Source organism: Streptomyces sp. NPDC045026, assembly GCF_056432625.1.
Genome location: NZ_JBWKIS010000018.1, coordinates 100856 through 119904, shown reverse-complemented (window position 1 = coordinate 119904; position 19049 = coordinate 100856). Strand labels below are relative to the sequence as shown.

The 19049-nt window shown below is 68.4% G+C and carries 15 protein-coding genes; 12 read left to right on the top strand and 3 right to left on the bottom strand.

Features of this window, described 5'->3' with window-relative positions; translation table 11 throughout:
* The first annotated feature begins 209 nt into the window (after positions 1 to 209).
* The 4 genes from metH to AC07EJ_RS30830 all read left to right on the top strand — a co-directional run bounded on the left by metH (position 210) and on the right by AC07EJ_RS30830 (position 8167).
* The gene (metH, locus tag AC07EJ_RS30845; protein ID WP_478885497.1) at positions 210 to 3731 is read left to right on the top strand and encodes a methionine synthase; all 3522 of its coding nucleotides are present in this window, start codon (positions 210 to 212) and stop codon (positions 3729 to 3731) included.
* A gap of 99 nt (positions 3732 to 3830) precedes the next feature.
* A complete protein-coding gene (locus AC07EJ_RS30840; RefSeq protein WP_389483518.1) occupies positions 3831 to 4526 on the top strand; it encodes an HAD family hydrolase in 696 nt (231 codons plus the stop codon).
* Between the two features lie 370 nt (positions 4527 to 4896).
* The gene (locus AC07EJ_RS30835; protein ID WP_389483515.1) at positions 4897 to 6501 is read left to right on the top strand and encodes an ABC transporter substrate-binding protein; all 1605 of its coding nucleotides are present in this window, start codon (positions 4897 to 4899) and stop codon (positions 6499 to 6501) included.
* A gap of 76 nt (positions 6502 to 6577) precedes the next feature.
* Complete coding sequence (locus tag AC07EJ_RS30830; RefSeq protein ID WP_478885496.1) at positions 6578 to 8167, top strand: ABC transporter substrate-binding protein; 1590 nt, start codon at positions 6578 to 6580, stop codon at positions 8165 to 8167.
* Positions 8168 to 8231: 64 nt separating this feature from the next.
* Here AC07EJ_RS30830 and AC07EJ_RS30825 read toward each other — a convergent pair whose 3' ends face one another.
* Both AC07EJ_RS30825 and AC07EJ_RS30820 read right to left on the bottom strand, forming a co-directional pair.
* A complete protein-coding gene (locus tag AC07EJ_RS30825; RefSeq protein ID WP_389483510.1) occupies positions 8232 to 8903 on the bottom strand; it encodes a response regulator in 672 nt (223 codons plus the stop codon).
* A gap of 37 nt (positions 8904 to 8940) precedes the next feature.
* The gene (locus tag AC07EJ_RS30820) at positions 8941 to 9798 is read right to left on the bottom strand and encodes a RecB family exonuclease (RefSeq protein WP_389483507.1); all 858 of its coding nucleotides are present in this window, start codon (positions 9796 to 9798) and stop codon (positions 8941 to 8943) included.
* A 206-nt stretch (positions 9799 to 10004) separates the two neighbouring features.
* Here AC07EJ_RS30820 and AC07EJ_RS30815 point away from each other — a divergent pair, with 206 nt between their 5' ends.
* From AC07EJ_RS30815 to AC07EJ_RS30805, 3 genes are all read left to right on the top strand, one after another.
* Positions 10005 to 11543: a site-2 protease family protein gene (locus AC07EJ_RS30815; protein WP_478885495.1), complete on the top strand. Its 1539-nt coding sequence runs from the start codon at positions 10005 to 10007 to the stop codon at positions 11541 to 11543.
* 52 nt (positions 11544 to 11595) lie between these two features.
* Positions 11596 to 12501 carry a tRNA (adenine-N1)-methyltransferase gene (locus AC07EJ_RS30810; protein ID WP_389483501.1) on the top strand — a complete coding sequence of 302 codons (906 nt, stop codon included), beginning with the start codon at positions 11596 to 11598 and terminating at the stop codon, positions 12499 to 12501.
* A gap of 220 nt (positions 12502 to 12721) precedes the next feature.
* A complete protein-coding gene (locus AC07EJ_RS30805; protein ID WP_389490274.1) occupies positions 12722 to 13300 on the top strand; it encodes a hypothetical protein in 579 nt (192 codons plus the stop codon).
* A gap of 100 nt (positions 13301 to 13400) precedes the next feature.
* On the opposite strand, the gene AC07EJ_RS30800 is transcribed toward AC07EJ_RS30805, so the two are convergent.
* A complete protein-coding gene (locus AC07EJ_RS30800) occupies positions 13401 to 13715 on the bottom strand; it encodes a ferredoxin (protein ID WP_478885494.1) in 315 nt (104 codons plus the stop codon).
* A gap of 254 nt (positions 13716 to 13969) precedes the next feature.
* Here AC07EJ_RS30800 and arc point away from each other — a divergent pair, with 254 nt between their 5' ends.
* The 5 genes from arc to prcB all read left to right on the top strand — a co-directional run bounded on the left by arc (position 13970) and on the right by prcB (position 19042).
* Entirely contained in the window at positions 13970 to 15736 is a 1767-nt protein-coding gene (gene arc / locus AC07EJ_RS30795) for a proteasome ATPase (protein WP_389490278.1), read from the top strand.
* 279 nt (positions 15737 to 16015) lie between these two features.
* A complete protein-coding gene (gene dop / locus AC07EJ_RS30790; RefSeq protein WP_383531789.1) occupies positions 16016 to 17527 on the top strand; it encodes a depupylase/deamidase Dop in 1512 nt (503 codons plus the stop codon).
* Positions 17528 to 17647: 120 nt separating this feature from the next.
* Positions 17648 to 17866: a ubiquitin-like protein Pup gene (locus AC07EJ_RS30785; RefSeq protein ID WP_016325855.1), complete on the top strand. Its 219-nt coding sequence runs from the start codon at positions 17648 to 17650 to the stop codon at positions 17864 to 17866.
* Positions 17867 to 18071: 205 nt separating this feature from the next.
* Positions 18072 to 18248 carry an endonuclease domain-containing protein gene (locus AC07EJ_RS30780; RefSeq protein WP_389490280.1) on the top strand — a complete coding sequence of 59 codons (177 nt, stop codon included), beginning with the start codon at positions 18072 to 18074 and terminating at the stop codon, positions 18246 to 18248.
* Positions 18200 to 19042, top strand: coding sequence for a proteasome subunit beta (gene prcB, locus AC07EJ_RS30775; protein ID WP_389490282.1), 843 nt, complete (start codon positions 18200 to 18202; stop codon positions 19040 to 19042). The genes AC07EJ_RS30780 and prcB overlap by 49 nt, the downstream gene beginning before the upstream one ends.
* Positions 19043 to 19049: the final 7 nt, after the last annotated feature.

Here is a 19049-nt window from a genome sequence, read left to right as displayed (position 1 = left end):
CGACCTCGTGCGAATACGCGAGGAGCCTATATTTCGCACCGTTTGGCTCGACGCCCCGGTTCGGGGCACACCCGCACCACGCGCCACACGGCCGTTCCGGCCAGTGGACGCCTCCGCGGAGAAACCACCGGCCCGGCTACCCTGACCGGGTGCGCCTCCTCCATGGGAGCCGCAAAGCCGACAGCCGTCGCATCTCAGGGAGCACTTTCATGGCCTCGTTGCCAACGCCCGTTCCGACCACCGACCCCGCCGGCCGGACCCGAGCCGATGCCCTCCGTGAAGCCCTGGCCACCCGCGTGGTCGTGGCCGACGGCGCGATGGGCACGATGCTCCAGGCACAGGACCCCACCCTCGAGGACTTCCAGGACCTCGAAGGCTGCAACGAGATCCTGAACGTGACCCGCCCGGACATCGTCCGCTCGGTCCACGAGGAGTATTTCGCGGTCGGCGTCGACTGCGTCGAGACGAACACGTTCGGCGCGAACTTCGCGGCCCTCGGCGAGTACGACATCCCCGAGCGCGTCTTCGAGCTCTCCGAGTCCGGCGCGCGCATCGCCCGCGAGGTCGCCGACGAGTTCACCACCAGCACCGGACAGCAGCGCTGGGTCCTCGGCTCCATGGGCCCCGGCACCAAGCTGCCCACCCTCGGTCACGCCGCGTACACGACGCTGCGCGACGCCTACCAGCAGAACGCCGAGGGCATGATCGCCGGCGGCGCCGACGCGCTCCTCGTCGAGACGACGCAGGACCTGCTCCAGACCAAGGCCTCGATCATCGGCGCCCGCCGCGCCCTCGACGCCACCGGCGCGAACCTCCCGCTGATCTGCTCGGTCACGGTCGAGACCACCGGCACGATGCTCCTCGGCTCCGAGATCGGCGCGGCTCTGACCGCCCTGGAGCCCCTCGGCATCGACATGATCGGCCTGAACTGCGCCACCGGCCCGGCCGAGATGAGCGAGCACCTGCGCTACCTCGCCCGCCACTCCCGCATCCCGCTGTCCTGCATGCCCAACGCCGGCCTGCCCGTCCTCGGCAAGAACGGCGCGCACTACCCGCTGACGGCCCCCGAGCTGGCCGACGCCCAGGAGACGTTCGTCCGCGAGTACGGGCTCTCCCTCGTCGGCGGCTGCTGCGGCACCACGCCCGAGCACCTGCGCCAGGTCGTCGAGCGCGTCCGCGGCCTGACGCCCACCGTCCGCGAGCCCCGCCCCGAGCCGGGCGCCGCCTCGCTCTACCAGACGGTCCCGTTCCGCCAGGACATCTCGTACATGGCGATCGGTGAGCGTACGAACGCCAACGGCTCCAAGAAGTTCCGCGAGGCCATGCTGGAAGGCCGCTGGGACGACTGCGTCGAGATGGCCCGCGACCAGATCCGCGAGGGCGCGCACATGCTCGACCTCTGCGTCGACTACGTGGGCCGCGACGGCGTCGCCGACATGGAGGAGCTGGCCGGCCGCTTTGCCACCGCCTCCACCCTGCCGATCGTCCTGGACTCCACCGAGGTCGACGTCCTGCGGGCGGGCCTGGAGAAGCTCGGCGGCCGCGCGGTCATCAACTCCGTCAACTACGAGGACGGTGACGGCCCCGAGTCGCGCTTCGCGAAGGTCACGCGCCTCGCGCAGGAGCACGGCGCCGCCCTGATCGCGCTGACCATCGACGAGGAGGGCCAGGCCCGCACCGTCGAGCACAAGGTCGCCATCGCCGAGCGCCTCATCGATGACCTCACCGGCAACTGGGGCATCCACGAGTCGGACATCCTCATCGACTGCCTCACCTTCACCATCTGCACCGGCCAGGAGGAGTCGCGCAAGGACGGCATCGCCACCATCGAGTCGATCCGTGAGCTGAAGCGCCGTCACCCCGACGTGCAGACCACGCTCGGTCTGTCGAACATCTCCTTCGGCCTCAACCCGGCCGCGCGCATCCTGCTCAACTCGGTCTTCCTCGACGAGTGCGTGAAGGCCGGCCTCGACTCGGCGATCGTGCACGCGTCGAAGATCCTGCCCATCGCCCGGTTCACCGAGGAGGAGGTGCAGACGGCCCTCGACCTGATCCACGACCGTCGCGCCGAGGGCTACGACCCCCTCCAGAAGCTGATGGCGCTGTTCGAGGGCGCCACCGCCAAGTCCCTCAAGGCCGGCAAGGCCGAGGAACTGGCCGCGCTGCCCCTGGACGAGCGCCTCAAGCGCCGCATCATCGACGGCGAGAAGAACGGCCTGGAGGCCGACCTCGACGAGGCGCTGCAGACCCGCACCGCCCTCGAAATCGTCAACGAGACGCTCCTGGACGGCATGAAGGTCGTCGGCGAACTCTTCGGCTCCGGCCAGATGCAGCTGCCGTTCGTCCTCCAGTCCGCCGAGGTCATGAAGAACGCGGTGGCCTATCTGGAGCCGCACATGGAGAAGTCGGACGCCGAGGGCAAGGGCACCATCGTCCTGGCCACCGTGCGCGGCGACGTCCACGACATCGGCAAGAACCTCGTCGACATCATCCTGTCGAACAACGGCTACAACGTCGTCAACCTCGGCATCAAGCAGCCCGTCTCCGCGATCCTGGAAGCCGCCGAGGAGCACAAGGCCGACGTGATCGGCATGTCCGGACTCCTCGTCAAGTCCACCGTGATCATGAAGGAGAACCTGGAGGAGCTCAACCAGCGCAAGATGGCGGCCGACTTCCCCGTCATCCTCGGCGGCGCGGCGCTGACGAGGGCCTACGTCGAGCAGGACCTCCACGAGATCTACGAGGGCGAAGTCCGTTACGCGCGCGACGCGTTCGAGGGCCTGCGCCTCATGGACGCCCTCATCGCCGTCAAGCGGGGCGTCCCCGGCGCCACGCTCCCCGAGCTCAAGCAGCGCCGGGTGAAGGCGGGCGCCGTACAGATCGAGGAGCGGCCCGACGAGCAGCCCGCGCGCTCCGACACGTCCACCGACAACCCGGTCCCCGAGCCCCCGTTCTGGGGCACCCGCGTCATCAAGGGCATCCAGCTCAAGGAGTACGCGTCCTGGCTGGACGAGGGCGCCCTCTTCAAGGGCCAGTGGGGCCTCAAGCAGGCGCGCACCGGCGACGGGCCCACGTACGAGGAGCTGGTGGAGACCGAGGGCCGCCCGCGCCTGCGCGGCTGGCTGGACGAGCTGCACACCAAGAACCTGCTGGAAGCGGCCGTCGTCTACGGCTATTTCCCGTGCGTGTCCAAGGGCGAGGACCTGATCATCCTCGACGACCAGGGCAACGAGCGCACCCGCTTCACCTTCCCGCGCCAGCGGCGCGGCCGCCGCCTGTGCCTCGCGGACTTCTTCCGTCCCGAGGAGTCGGGCGAGACCGACGTCGTCGGCCTCCAGGTCGTCACCGTCGGCTCCCGGATCGGCGAGGAGACCGCCAAGCTCTTCGAGTCGAACTCGTACCGCGACTACCTCGAACTGCACGGCCTGTCCGTCCAGTTGGCCGAGGCGCTCGCCGAATACTGGCACGCGCGAGTCCGTTCGGAGCTGGGCTTCGCCGGTGAGGACCCGGCCGAGATGGAGGACATGTTCGCGCTCAAGTACCGCGGCGCCCGCTTCTCGCTCGGTTACGGAGCGTGCCCGGACCTCGAGGACCGCGCCAAGATCGCGTCGCTCCTGGAGCCCGAGCGCATCGGGGTCCACCTGTCCGAGGAGTTCCAGCTCCACCCGGAGCAGTCCACGGACGCGATCGTCATCCACCACCCCGAGGCGAAGTACTTCAACGCGCGCTGACCTGAACGAGTCGTACACTGGTCGGTCCAGTGCAGGCCGGTTGCCTTCCTGTCAAAGGAGGCGGCCGGCCTTCTCGTCCCTTCACGGAGGTGTGCCCGGATGACCAGTACGGTCCCCGCTCTCGGTACCCGAACGGCCGAAGGCTCCGCCCTGCAGGCCGTGCTCCTCGACATGGACGGCACTCTGGTGGACACCGAAGGCTTCTGGTGGGACGCCGAGGTCGCCGTCTTCGGCTCGCTGGGGCACGTGCTCGACGAGGCGTGGCGCGAAGTCGTCGTCGGCGGTCCCATGACCCGCAGTGCCGGCTTCCTCATCGAGGCGACCGGCGCGGACATCACGCTGCCCGAGCTGACCGTGCTGCTCAACGACGGCTTCGAGGAGCGCATCAGCAGCACCCTGCCGCTCATGCCGGGCGCCGCGCGCCTCCTCGCCGAACTCGCCGCCCACGAAGTGCCCACGGCCCTCGTGTCCGCCTCGCACCGGCGCATCATCGACCGGGTCCTGAGCTCACTCGGACGCGAGCATTTCGCGCTCACGGTCGCGGGTGACGAGGTCGAGCGGACGAAGCCGTACCCCGACCCGTATCTGCTCGCCGCCGCGGGTCTGGGTGCGGATCCGGCCAGATGCGCCGTCATCGAGGACACCGCGACCGGTGTCGCCGCCGCCGAGGCGGCCGGCTGCCACGTCGTCGCCGTACCCTCCGTCGCCCCCATCGCGCCCGCCCACCGACGCACCGTCGTCCCCTCGCTCGAACACGTCAACCTGCCTTTCCTGCATGGCCTGATGGTCCGCTGAACCTTCGGTAACGCCCCTCGCGCGTGGCCGAAATACTGTGCCAGGCAACCCAGTTGAACGTGTGAGGTTTCCCACTCGATGTGGGGTCGACAGGTGTGTGGACCTGTGCTGCGACCCCACCCCCTGTGCCACCCCGGGTGACCTTGTGTCCCGATTGGTCGGAACCTGAGCCGAAGCGACCCCTGTGGGGTTATCGGTGCGTCCACACCCGGTTTCGCAGCGTGATGAACCCATGGCTGCGGCGCCTTCGGGACACCTCGCCGTGCGCATTAATGTCGTCGCGAGAACATCGCCGTACCCCCTTGTGTCCCGTCGGCACCACCCCCGTTGCCGGGCCCACAGGATCGACAAGCTCTGGAGAACTTCGAGCATGAACCGCAAGACTTTGGTGTTGCCGGCCGTCATCGGCCTGCTCGCGCCTGTGCTCGCCGCGTGCGGCGGGTCCGACAGCGGGGGCAAGGAAGGCGATGCGATCGCCGTCGGCACCACCGACCGGTTCGTGGCCTCGAAGGCCGTCCCGGCCCCGTTCGACCCCGCGTACGCCTATGACGCGGGTTCCTGGAACGTGCTGCGCCAGACCATCCAGACCCTGATGGCCATGCCGCGCGGCGGCGGCGAGCCGGTCCCCGAGGCCGCACAGACCTGCGGCTTCACCGACACCGGCAACGAGCGCTTCTCCTGCACCCTGCGCAAGGGCCTCGCGTTCGCCGACGGCACCCCCGTCACCGCCTCGGACGTGAAGTTCTCCATCGACCGGGTGCTCGGCATCAAGAGCGACAGCGGCTCCTCCGCACTGCTCTCGAGCATCGACACGATCGAGACCAAGGGTCGCAGCGAGGTCATCTTCCACCTGAAGAGCCCCGACGCCACCTTCCCGTACAAGCTGGCCACACCCACCGCCGGCATCGTCAACCCCGACGACTACACGAAGGGGAAGCTGCGCAATGGCTTCTCGGTCGACGGCTCGGGCCCGTACACCCTTGACGCCAAGGTCAAGAACAACACCCTCGTCAAGGCCGTCTTCACCAAGAACCCCCACTACAAGGGGCAGTTGAAGCCGAAGAACGACCAGGTGGAGCTGATCTCCTTCGCGGACGCCCCCGCCATGGGCAAGGCCCTCGAAAAGGGCGACGTCGACATGATGACGCGCACCATGTCGCCGGAGCAGATCAAGCAGCTCTCGGACAACCCCGGCAAGAACATCAACCTGGTCGAGATGCCGGGCATGGAGATCCGCTACCTCGGGTTCGACACCAGCGCGCCCGTGGTCAAGAGCAAGGCCGTCCGCCAGGCCATGGCGCAGATCGTCGACCGCGGCCAGCTCACGGCCGACGTCTACGGCACCTCCGCCGAACCGCTGTACTCGCTCGTGCCCGCCGGCATCACCGGCCACACGAACTCGTTCTTCAACAAGTACAGCGAGCCGAGCGTCTCCAAGGCCGCCTCGATCCTGTCCCGGTCCAACATCACCACGCCGGTGAAGCTGACCCTGCACTACACGACCGACCACTACGGCCCCGCCACCAAGCGGGAGTTCGAGGTGCTCAAGAAGCAGCTCAACTCCAGCGGCCTGTTCGACGTCGACATCAAGGGCGACGCCTGGGACACGTACCGCGCGTCCGAGCTCAAGGGCAAGTACGACGTCTACGGCCTGGGCTGGTTCCCCGACTTCCCCGACGCCGACAACTTCATCGCGCCGTTCCTCGACAAGGACAACTTCCTCGCGTCCCCCTACGCGAACAGCACCATCCGGGACCAGCTCATCCCCGAGTCCCGTCGTGAGGCCGACCGGCTGACCGCCTCCAAGAGCCTCACGAGCATCCAGAACATCGTCGCCGACGACGTGCCGGTCCTTCCGCTGTGGCAGGGCAAGCAGTACGTCGCCGCACGCGACGACATCACCGGAGTCGAGTGGGCCCTCAGCTCCTCCTCGATCCTCCAGCTCTGGGAGCTCGGCCGCGGCGTGAGCGGCTGATCCCAGCGCGAGCCGGCCCTCCTCTCCAGGACGGCCGGCTCGCCCGATTCCGCACCACTGACGACAAGGCACGTACGTGAGAATGCGCAACCAGTGGCTGGTCCTGCCCCTCGGGACGGGACTCACCGCGGCTCTGCTGGCCGGCTGTGGCACCGACGAGTCAGACGCCGCCGGGCAGGGCGAAGCCGTGGTCATGGGAATGTCCGACGACATTCAGGCCACCGATCCGGCGTCCGGCTACGACCCGGGGTCGTGGCTGCTGTTCAACAACGTGTTCCAGTCACTCCTGAGTTTCCCCAAGGGCAGCACCGAGCCGGAGCCCGAAGCGGCCAAGGAGTGCTCCTTCACGGACACCGGCACCCGCGTCTACTCCTGCACCCTGCGCGACGGCCTCACGTTCAGCAACGGCCACAAGCTCACCTCGAAGGACGTCAAGTTCTCCTTCGACCGCATGATGAACATCGGTGACGACGCAGGCCCGGCGATCATGTTCCCCATGCTCGACAAGGTCGAGACGCCCGACGCCAAGACCGTCGTCTTCAAGCTGAAGCACGCGGACGCCACGTTCCCGAGCAAGATCGCGTCCGGCGCCGGATCGATCGTCGACCACGCCGCGTACTCGATAGACGGCCTGCGCACGGACGGCAAGGCCGTCGGCTCCGGGCCCTACAAGCTGGACTCCTTCGACAAGAAGCAGGCCGTCTTCTCGGTCAACCCGGACTACAAGGGCACCGCGAAGGTCCAGAACTCCGGCATGACCATCAAGTTCTTCCACGGCGACCAGGCCGGCCTGAAGAAGGCCCTCGTCGGCGGCAAGATCGACCTCGCCTACCGCGGACTCGCCGCCAAGGACATCGCCGGCATCGAGAACTCCACCTCGACGAGCCAGAGCATGGACGTCGTCGAGGGCACCAGCGCCGAGGTCCAGCACCTGGTCTTCAACATGAAGGACCCGGTCGCGGGACGCCTGTCCGTGCGCAAGGCCATGGCCTACCTGATCGACCGCGACGCCCTGGTCGACGAGGTCTACCAGGACACCGCCACCCCGCTGTACTCGATCATCCCGGCGGGCATCAGCGGCCACAACACGGCCTTCTTCGACACCTACGGGGCCCACCCCTCGCCCGCGAAGGCCCGCGCCGCGCTGCGCGCCGACGGCATCACCGGCAAGGTGAAGATCACCCTCTGGTCGACGCCCTCGCGCTACGGCCCCGCCACCGACCAGGAACTGAAGGCCATCGCCAAGCAGCTCAACGCGAGCGGCCTGTTCGACGCCGACATGAAGTCCATCGAGTTCGGCCAGTACGAGAAGGACATCAAGACCGGCAAGTACGGCGTGTACGTGAAGGGCTGGGTCCCGGACTATCCGGATCCCGACAACTTCACCCAGCCGTTCTTCGGCGCCGGCAACGTGCTCGGGAACAACTACACCAACAGCACCATCACCGGGAAGATCATCCCGGAGACCGGGGCGCAGAGCGACCGCGCCTCCACCGACCCGGACTTCGAGCAGCTCCAGAACATCGTCGCCGACGAACTGCCGGTCCTGCCCGTCTGGCAGGCCAAGCAGTACGCCGTCGCCCGGGACAGCGTCTACGGCCTGGAATCCTGCCTCGACGCGTCGACCGTGTTCCGCTTCTGGGAGATCAGCAAGGGCACCGCATAACAGACCGGTGGCCGCCCCCCTTCGCGGGAGGCGGCCACCGGCCCGTTCCTTCGGACGCCCGGCCTCACTGGGCGCCGGGACGCACCAGACCGCTCTCGTACGCGTACACCGCCGCCTGCACGCGGTCGCGCAGCCTCAGCTTCGTCAGTACATGGCCGACATGGGTCTTCACCGTCGTCTCACTGACGAACAGATCCGCCGCGATCTCCGCGTTCGACAAGCCGCGCGCCACGAGCTTCAGGACCTCGACCTCACGCTCGGTCAGCGTGTGCAGCGCGTCGGGCACCGGCTCGTCACCCGACGGCAGATGGTCCGCGTACTTGTCGAGCAGCCGCCGCGTGATGCTCGGCGCGAGCATCGCCTCGCCCGCCGCGACCACCCGGATCGCCTGCACCAGCTCATTGGCCGGAGCGTCCTTCAACAAGAAGCCACTGGCGCCGGCGCGCAGTGCCTCCACCACGTACTCATCGAGGTCGAACGTCGTCAGGACGAGCACCTTCGCCGGACCGTCCCGCCCGGGGCCGGTGATCTGCCGGGTCGCCTCGACACCGTCCATCCGCGGCATACGGATGTCCATCAACACCACATCGGGCTGCAGGGCACGGACCTGGTCGAGCGCCTGCAGGCCGTCTCCGGCCTCGCCGACGACCGCGATGTCCTGCTCGGCCTCCAGAATCATCCGGAACCCGGTACGGAGCAGCGGCTGGTCGTCGACCAGTAGGACGCGGATCGCCACGTAACTCTCCTTCGGTAGTCCGGCCCATTCTGCCCTGCTAGCTGCTCTCCGACCCGGGCACCCTGATCTGAAGCGGATACGGCGGGGGAGTCCCACCGAACTCCGGGCAAACCGCCTGATGGTCGCACCAACCGCACAGCTTCGTCGGCCGGGGACGCCACTCACCCGTCTCCGTGGCCAGCTCGATCGCGTCCCACAGCGCGTGCAGCTTGCGCTCCACCCGCTCCAGGTCCTCCACCACCGGGTCGTACGTGAGCACGTCACCGCTGCCCAGATAGACCAGCTGGAGCCGCCGCGGCACCACGCCCTTCAGACGCCACACCACCAGCGCGTAGAACTTCATCTGGAACAGGGCGCCCTCCGCGTACTCCGGGCGCGGGGCCTTGCCCGTCTTGTAGTCGACGATCCGGACCTCGCCCGTCGGCGCGACGTCGACCCGGTCGATGATGCCGCGCAGCTTCAGGCCCGAGTCCAGCTGGGCCTCGACGAACAGCTCCCGCTCGGCGGGCTCCAGACGCGTCGGATCCTCGAGCGTGAACCAGCGCTCGACGAGCTGCTCGGCCTCCCCGAGCCAGCGCGCCATCCGCTCACCCTCGCCGTCGTCCGCGAACAGCTCGGCCAGCTCCGGCTTCACCTCGCGCAGCCGGTCCCACTGGCCGGGGATGAGGGACTTCGCCCGCGGGGCCGTCCGCTCGCCCGCAGGCGCGTCGAACAGTCTCTCCAGCACCGCGTGCACCAGCGTGCCGCGGGTCGCCGCCTCGCTCGGCTTCTCGGGCAGCTTGTCGATCACCCGGAACCGGTAGAGCAACGGGCACTGCATGAAGTCGCTCGCGCGCGAGGGCGAGAGCGACGCAGGGCGAGCGGCCGCGGCGGCCCCTTCGGTGCTGGTTTCCATGACGACAGACCATACGGGCCGCCACCGACAGTCAGGTACGAACGCGTCGCCGGCGTCCTGGGAAGCGGGGCCCGGCGGTCCCGCAGGGGAGTCGACGAGGGCAACGCCACACCGGACGCATACCATCGACGACAGACCCCCTCGCCCCGCATGATCGTGCAACGGCAGGAGCGAGGGATTTCTGACGAGGGGACCGAGGGATCACCGTGGACGAGAGCGGCCGGCCGCAGCCCGGCAGCGGTACGACGGACGACCACCAGGCCGCCCGCCCCGGCCCCACGCACCCAACACCCGTCAACGGCGCGGACCGCGCGAACTCCGTCCCACAGACCCCCCGGGATCCGGAAGAGCACCCGCACACAGAGCACCCCGAGCCCGCCACCCCGGCCGGCCAGGGCGACACCACCCCGCCCGACGGCGACGACACCACCCCGGCCGGCCAGGACGACACCTCCGACCCGGACCCGTTCACCAAGTCCGGCACGGGCAGCGACGGCGACACGCCCCCGCCCGCTCAGGACCCCGGACCTCAGGGCAACCCCCCACCCACGCGAACCCCCGCGACCAGCGGCCGCCGCCCCACCAAGGCCCCCGAGCCCCGGGGCGGGCTGCTCATGGGGCGCCCCTTCGGCGTCCCCGTCTACGTGGCGCCCAGCTGGTTCCTCGTCGCCGCCCTCATCACCTGGGTCTTCGGCGGCCAGCTCGACCACGTCCTGCCCGGACTCGGCGCCACCCGCTACCTCGTCTCCCTCTTCTTCGCGGTCGCGTTCTACGCCTCCGTGCTCGTCCACGAACTCGCGCACACCGTCGCCGCCCTCCGCTTCAAACTGCCGGTGCGCCGCATCCAACTGCAGTTCTTCGGCGGGGTGTCCGAGATCGAGAAGGAGTCCGAGACGCCGGGACGCGAGTTCGTCCTCGCCTTCGTCGGACCGCTGCTCTCCCTCGTCCTGGCCGGCGTCTTCTACCTCGGCATGCTCGTCGTGGAAGCCGGCACCGTGCCCGGCGTCCTGCTCGCGGGACTGATGATCTCCAACCTCATCGTCGCCGCGTTCAACCTGCTGCCCGGCCTGCCCCTCGACGGCGGCCGCATGCTCCGCGCCATCGTCTGGAAGATCACCGGCAAGCCCATGACGGGCACAGTCGCCGCCGCCTGGGTCGGCCGCGCCCTCGCCATCACCGTCCTCATCGGGCTGCCCCTGGTCACCCAGACCGGCGCCCTCGGCGAACGCGCCGCGGACGTCAGCGGCATGGACACCGTCACCGACGCCCTGCTCGCAGCCATCCTCGCCGCGATCATCTGGACCGGCGCCGGCAACAGCCTCCGCATGGCCCGCCTGCGTGAACACCTCCCCGAACTGCGCGCCCGCACCCTGACCCGCCGCGCCGTCCCCGTCGAGAGCGCTACCCCCCTGTCCGAAGCCCTGCGCCGCGCCAACGAGGCGGGAGCCCGCGCCCTCGTCATCGTCGACGCCGACGGGGAACCCAGGTCCCTCGTCCGCGAGGCCGCGATCGTCGGCGTACCCGAACACCGCCGTCCCTGGGTCGCCGTCAGCGGACTGGCCCAGGACCTCACCGACGGCATGCGCGTCTCCGCGGAACTCTCAGGCGAGGAACTCCTCGACACCCTCCGCGCCACCCCCGCCACCGAGTACCTCGTCGTCGAGGAGAGCGGCGCCATCTACGGCGTCCTGTCCGCCGCCGACGTGGAGCGCGCCTTCGTCAAGGCCATGGCCCGCCCCTCCTGACCGCCCCGCGCCCCTGGTCCGCGCCCCCTCCGCGGACCGGTAGGCTGGTCACATGTCCGAACCGACCGGTGCCGCCCGCCGACGCGGGCCCTTCAAGGTCGGGGACCAGGTACAGCTGACCGACCCCAAGGGCCGCCACTACACGTTCACGCTCGAGGCCGGGAAGAACTTCCACACCCACAAGGGTTCCTTCCCCCACGACGAGCTGATCGGCGCTCCCGAGGGCAGCGTTGTCCGCACCACCGGAAACGTCGCCTACCTCGCGCTGCGCCCCCTGCTCCCCGACTACGTCCTGTCCATGCCCCGCGGCGCCGCCGTGGTCTACCCCAAGGACGCGGGGCAGATCCTGGCCTTCGCCGACATCTTCCCCGGCGCCCGCGTCGTCGAGGCAGGCGTCGGCTCCGGCTCGCTGAGCAGCTTCCTGCTGCGCGCCATCGGCGACGAGGGCATGCTGCACTCCTACGAGCGCCGCGAGGACTTCGCCGAGATCGCCACCCAGAACGTGGAGCGCTACTTCGGCGGCCCCCACCCCGCGTGGCAGCTCACCGTCGGCGACCTCCAGGACAACCTGAGCGACGCCGACGTGGACCGCGTCATCCTCGACATGCTCGCCCCCTGGGAGTGCCTCGAGGCCGTCTCCAAGGCCCTCGTCCCCGGCGGCATCCTCTGCTGCTACGTCGCCACCACCACCCAGCTCGCGCGGACCGTCGAGTCCATCCGCGAGATCGGCTGCTTCAACGAGCCGACGTCCTGGGAGTCGATGATCCGTAACTGGCACGTCGAGGGCCTGGCCGTCCGCCCGGACCACCGCATGATCGGCCACACCGGCTTCCTCCTCACCGCCCGCCGCCTCGCGGACGGCGTCGAGCCGCCCATGCGCCGCCGCCGCCCCGCCAAGGGCGCCTACGGCGAGGACTACTCGGGCCCGAACGCGGACGGCGGCAACGCCGGACGCTGACCCGAACACCCCACACAACGCACAGGCGCCGCCGTCGAGTTCCCCGTCACACCAGGGGAACTCGACGGCGGCGCCCGTTCGTTGACAAGCGGCGCGCACGATACGGCAAGACAACGTGAGGAAGCTGAGAATCAGCGGACCCTGACGTTCCCTCGCACTGTGAGGTATGGCACGATGCTGGCCACCCCCACCGGCACAGCCCTCACAGGAGACACTCCTAGTGCAGCACCCCGCCGTCCCGGAACTGGCGCACAGCACCACCCGCCCCATCCACTGGCTCGCGACCGCCGCGGCCGTATCGGCCGTCGTCGCGGCCTCCTCCTTCCTGCAGCCCGGCGCGGCCACCGCGGCCCAGCCGGCAACGCAGCCCGTAAGCACCAGAACCACCGCCGCACCGCCCGACCCCGCCGCCGTCCACTTTCCGCTCGACTGCGGCCCCGCCAAGATCCTCGTGGTGAAGAAGGCCACCGGAGACCTCGACGGTGACGGCAGGCCGGAAACCGTCGCCGTGGTCCGCTGCGACGCAGGCTCCGGCACCCCGCCCAACGGCGTCTACGTCCTCACCCAGCCCCGCGAGACCCACGCCGAGCCGCGCATCGTCGCCACGCTCGTCGACCCCAAGGACCGGCTCACCGCCGACGACGTGGCGGTACGCGACAAGGCCGTCACCGCCACCCTCCTCGGCTACTCCAGCTCCGCCGTCCCCAGTTGCTGCCCCGACACCCAGGACAAGGCCAAGTGGCAGTGGAAGGGCGACGCGTTCGTGCGCTCCACGCCCGCAGAGGCCCGCAGCATCTGACCCGCGACACACGAAAAGGGCCCGCGCCCGCCGGGAACGGCGGCACGGGCCCCTTTCGTTGGCCGATTCCTACGTCACGTGACGCGTCGAAACCCGGCGGTCACTCCGCGTCAGGACCGTAGACCTCCACCCTGTCCGAAACGCGACGTACATGAATGCAGTCGCCCGGACACTCCTTCGCGGAGTCCACCACGTCGTTCAACAGCGGCAGCGGCACCGGGGCAGAAGCCCCCTGCGCCTGCAACAGCTCGTCGTCCGCGCCCTTCACATACGCCAGACCGTCGATGTCCAGCTCGAAGACCTCCGGTGCGTACTGCACGCAGATCCCGTCGCCGGTGCAGAGGTCCTGGTCGATCCACACCTCAAGGGCGGCACCGCTGCCGGTGCCGGATCCGGCCTCCTGCTGCACGCTCATATCTCCTGCCGTTTCCTGCCTCGAACCGCCCCGCGTACCAGCAAGTCGGGCCAGCTCCGACGGGTGTTGAACACTTCGACCCTACAACCGCCCGCTTCCCAATCATGTTGGGTGGGTATTCCCCTGGCGTGAGGGAGAGCGCAAGGGTGAAGATCGGACACACCCCCATCGTCTTTTTGATCTAGGGGTTTCAATCGACACCCACCCAGGTAGGGTCTGGAAGCGTCCAGCTCCCCTTGGAGGAGGTGAGGACCGTGGCAGCCCACGACGACGACATGAACCGCGGCATCCGCCCGGGAAGAGGGTCCGACGACCCCGCCGGTCAGATTGCCTATCTTGAGCAGGAGATCGCCGTCCTGCGACGCAAGCTCGCCGACTCTCCGCGGCATACGAGGATTCTCGAAGAGCGGATCGTCGAGCTGCAGACCAACCTGGCCGGCGTGTCCGCACAGAACGAGCGGCTCGCCAACACGCTCAGGGAGGCCCGCGACCAGATCGTGGCCCTCAAGGAGGAAGTCGACCGGCTCGCACAGCCGCCGGCCGGCTTCGGAGTCTTCCTCGTGGCGAACGAGGACGGTACCGCCGACATCTTCACCGGCGGCCGCAAGCTCCGGGTGAACGTGAGCCCCAGCGTGGAGCTCGAAGAGCTCAGGCGCGGCCAGGAACTGATGCTCAACGAAGCACTCAACGTGGTCGAGGCCATGGAGTACGAGAGCGTCGGCGACATCGTCACCCTCAAGGAGATCCTCGAGGACGGCGAGCGCGCCCTGGTGGTCGGGCACACCGATGAAGAACGCGTGGTCCGGCTCGCCGAACCACTCCTCGACATCACCATCCGCCCCGGCGACGCCCTCCTGCTCGAACCCCGATCCGGCTATGTCTACGAAGTCGTACCCAAGAGCGAAGTCGAAGAGCTCGTCCTCGAAGAGGTCCCGGACATCGGCTACGAGCAGATCGGCGGCCTGGGCAACCAGATCGAACTGATCCGCGACGCGGTCGAGCTCCCCTACCTCTACCCGGACCTGTTCAAGGAGCACGAGCTGCGGCCGCCCAAGGGCGTCCTGCTCTACGGACCTCCTGGCTGCGGCAAGACCCTGATCGCCAAGGCAGTGGCCAACTCCCTTGCCAAGAAGGTCGCGGAAGTGACCGGACAGGCCACGGGCAAGAGCTTCTTCCTGAACATCAAGGGCCCCGAGCTGCTCAACAAGTACGTCGGCGAGACCGAGCGGCAGATCCGCCTCGTCTTCCAGCGTGCGCGTGAGAAGGCCAGCGAGGGCACCCCCGTCATCGTCTTCTTCGACGAGATGGAGTCCCTCTTCCGCACCCGCGGATCCGGCGTCAGCTCGGACGTGGAGAACACCATCGTCCCCCAGCTGCTCGCCGAGATCGACGGTGTCGAGGGCCTGGAGAACGTGGTCGTGATCGGCGCCTCCAACCGCGAGGACATGATCGACCCCGCGATCCTGCGCCCCGGACGACTCGACGTGAAGATCAAGATCGAGCGCCCGGACGCCGAAGCGGCCAAGGACATCTTCGCCAAGTACCTGACCGCCCGCCTCCCCCTGCACTCCGACGACCTCGGCGAGCACGGCGGCGACCGCGCCAGTACGGTCCACGGAATGATCCAGACCGCCGTGGAGCAGATGTACGCCGAAAGCGAGGAGAACCGCTTCCTCGAGGTCACGTACGCCAACGGCGACAAGGAAGTCCTGTACTTCAAGGACTTCAACTCCGGCGCCATGATCGAGAACATCGTCGGACGCGCCAAGAAGGCAGCCATCAAGGCCTTCCTCGAACACAAGCAGAAGGGTCTCAGGGTCTCCCACCTCCTCCAGGCTTGCGTGGACGAGTTCAAGGAGAACGAGGACCTGCCGAACACCACCAACCCGGACGACTGGGCCCGCATCTCCGGCAAGAAGGGCGAACGGATCGTTTACATCCGTACGCTCGTCACCGGAAAGCAGGGCGCGGACACCGGACGCTCCATCGACACGGTGGCCAACACCGGGCAGTACCTGTAAAAGGCAGGGCGGCTGCGGGTGCCTCTACCGGGTACCCGCAGCCGACTGTTTTCCAGGCAACAATTCCGGCCGACTTCCCGGATTCCAGGCAGCGGCCGACTCCCAAAGCACAGCAACAGCAATGACGGTAATGATCTCCCCACCAGCGCATAGGCGTTCTAGGCTCTTCGGTACCGCCGAGTCGCGCAGCGCGGGGACGGGCACCGCACGCGCACCGGAGAACCAGCGGTACTTGAGCGCCGCCCCCGAACGGGGGCGCCGCCGGGCAAGGAGGGCCGCATGACCGTACGGCGAGTAATGGGCATCGAGACGGAGTACGGAATTTCCGTCCCCGGCCACCCCAACGCCAATGCCATGCTCACCTCATCCCAGATCGTCAACGCCTACGCGGCGGCGATGCACCGGGCGCGCCGCGCCCGCTGGGACTTCGAGGAGGAGAATCCGCTGCGGGACGCGCGAGGCTTCGACCTCGCCCGCGAGGTCGCCGACTCCAGCCAGCTCACCGACGAGGACATCGGCCTGGCCAACGTCATCCTCACCAACGGTGCCCGCCTCTACGTCGACCACGCGCACCCCGAATACAGCGCCCCCGAGGTCACCAACCCCCGGGACGCCGTCCTGTGGGACAAGGCCGGCGAACGCATCATGGCCGAGGCCGCCGAGCGCGCCGCCCAGCTCCCCGGGGCCCAGCCGATCCACCTCTACAAGAACAACACCGACAACAAGGGCGCCTCCTACGGCACGCACGAGAACTACCTGATGAAGCGGGAGACCCCCTTCTCGGACATCGTGCGCCACCTGACGCCCTTCTTCGTCTCCCGCCAGGTCGTCACCGGCGCCGGCCGCGTCGGCATCGGCCAGGACGGCCACGAACACGGCTTCCAGCTCAGTCAGCGCGCCGACTACTTCGAGGTCGAGGTCGGCCTGGAGACCACGCTCAAGCGCCCCATCATCAACACCAGGGACGAGCCGCACGCCGACGCGGAGAAGTACCGCCGCCTGCACGTGATCATCGGCGACGCGAACCTCTCCGAGATCTCGACCTATCTCAAACTGGGCACGACGGCCCTGGTCCTCTCCATGATCGAGGACGGCTTCATCGCCGTCGACCTGGCCGTCGACCAACCAGTACGCACCCTCCACCAGGTCTCCCACGACCCCGGCCTGCAACACCTGATCACACTCCGTAGCGGCCGCACGCTCACCGCGGTGCAACTCCAGATGGAGTACTTCGAGCTGGCCAGGAAGTACGTCGAGGAGCGCTACGGAGCGGACGCCGACGAACAGACCAAGGACGTCCTGACGCGCTGGGAAGACGTACTCGGCCGCCTGGAGAGCGACCCGATGAGCCTGGCCGGAGAGCTCGACTGGGTCGCGAAGCGGCAGCTCATGGAGGGCTACCGCCGCCGCGACAACCTCGACTGGGATGCCGCCCGGCTCCACCTCGTCGACCTTCAGTACGCCGACGTGAGGGCCGAGAAGGGCCTGTACAACCGTCTCGTGGCCCGCGGCCGGATGAAGCGGCTCCTGGACGAGTCGGAGGTCGAGAGGGCCCGTACGAAGCCGCCGGAGGACACCAGGGCCTATTTCCGTGGGCGCTGCCTCGAGCAGTACGCGGACGACGTCGCCGCGGCCTCCTGGGACTCGGTGATCTTCGATCTGCCCGGCCGTGACTCACTGCAGCGCGTCCCAACCCTCGAACCCCTTCGCGGAACGCGTAATCACGTGAAGGAGCTGCTCGACCGGTGCCGCACGGCCGAAGATCTGGTCCGGGTGCTGTCCGGAGGCTGAAAAGCCGGCGGTCGGGGAATCACAGAGGTGGGCCTCGCACGTTGGACGAAGTGCGGGGCCGATGTCGGACCCGGCTTGTAGGGTCTGATCAAGAACGTCGAACCGAGCGGGGTGAGGTAGATGGCGACCAAGGACACCGGCGGCGGACAGCAGAAGGCGACGCGTTCCACCGAGGAGGTCGAGGAGCAGGCGCAGGACGCGCAGGCTTCCGAGGACCTCAAGGAACGCCAGGAGAAGCTGAGCGACGACGTGGACTCCGTGCTGGACGAGATCGACGATGTCCTCGAGGAGAACGCAGAGGACTTCGTCCGCTCCTTCGTGCAAAAAGGTGGCCAGTAGGCCACTTTCACCTTCGATTCGAAGGTGAGCAGGGTGGATGTGTGACGGAGGTGGGGAGTGCGAAGCGCTGTGTGCGGTGCGGTGAGATCAAGCCGCGCGCGTGCTTCGCAGTCAAGCGGTCGAACCTCGAGGGGCTGTAACAGCGCTGCCGTGACTGCTCCCGGACGGGGATCTGCGTGATCTGTCTCAAGGCCCCGCAGTTCATGTGGATCACTGCCACGAGACGGGTAGGGTCCGTGGCGTACCGTGCTTCAGCTGCAACGCAGCCCTGGGGCAGTTGAAGGATCGGCCCGACGCCATAAGTCGGGCCGCCGCCTACGTGGAAGGAATCGCGTGGAAGCCAACACTCGTAGCACCGGGCGTCTACCAGCTGCCTTCCTGACGCCCGGGTCGTCGTCCTTCGTGGACTTTCTGTCCGTGCACCAGCCCGAAATCCTGCCCGGGAACCGTGCGTTGCCGGTGAAGGGCGCGATCGAGGCGCCGCACGGGACGACGATCGTGTCCGTCACGTTCCCCGGCGGTGTGGTCCTCGCCGGTGACCGGCGGGCCACGATGGGCAACATGATCGCTCAGCGCGATATCGAGAAGGTCTTTCCGGCTGACGAGTACTCGGCGGTGGGCATTGCCGGTACGGCCGGTCTGGCCGTGGAGATGGTGAAGCTCTTCCAGCTGGAGCTGGAGCACTTCGAGAAGGTGGAAGGCGCCCAGCTGTCGCTGGAGGGCAAGGCGAACCGGCTCTCGACCATGATCCGGTCGAACCTGGGCATGGCCATGCAGGGCCTGGCCGTGGTGCCGCTGTTCGCGGGGTACGACGTGGACCGCGGCAAGGGCCGCATCTTCTCGTACGACGTCACGGGCGGGCGGAGCGAGGAGCACGGGTACGCGTCGACCGGTTCCGGTTCGATCTTCGCGCGTGGGGCGATGAAGAAGCTCTACCGTGACGATCTGACGGAGTCGGAGGCGACGACGCTGGTCGTGCAGGCGCTCTACGACGCGGCGGACGACGACTCGGCGACCGGTGGTCCCGATGTGGCGCGCCGGATCTATCCGATCGTCACGGTGATCACGGACGACGGGTTCCGCAGGCTCACCGATGAGGAGGGTTCGGAGATCGCCCGTTCCATCCTGGAGCGCCGGCTGGAGCAGCCCGACGGTCCGCGGGCCGCGCTTCTCTGACCGGTCC

Coding starts and splice junctions, on each gene's coding strand:
- dop (WP_383531789.1), top strand. CDS start 16,016: ATGACCGTACGGCGAGTAATGGGCATCGAGACGGAGTACGGAATTTCC.
- AC07EJ_RS30840 (WP_389483518.1), top strand. CDS start 3,831: ATGACCAGTACGGTCCCCGCTCTCGGTACCCGAACGGCCGAAGGCTCC.
- metH (WP_478885497.1), top strand. CDS start 210: ATGGCCTCGTTGCCAACGCCCGTTCCGACCACCGACCCCGCCGGCCGG.
- AC07EJ_RS30800 (WP_478885494.1), bottom strand. CDS start 13,715: ATGAGCGTGCAGCAGGAGGCCGGATCCGGCACCGGCAGCGGTGCCGCC.
- AC07EJ_RS30820 (WP_389483507.1), bottom strand. CDS start 9,798: ATGGAAACCAGCACCGAAGGGGCCGCCGCGGCCGCTCGCCCTGCGTCG.
- AC07EJ_RS30810 (WP_389483501.1), top strand. CDS start 11,596: ATGTCCGAACCGACCGGTGCCGCCCGCCGACGCGGGCCCTTCAAGGTC.
- AC07EJ_RS30785 (WP_016325855.1), top strand. CDS start 17,648: ATGGCGACCAAGGACACCGGCGGCGGACAGCAGAAGGCGACGCGTTCC.
- AC07EJ_RS30835 (WP_389483515.1), top strand. CDS start 4,897: ATGAACCGCAAGACTTTGGTGTTGCCGGCCGTCATCGGCCTGCTCGCG.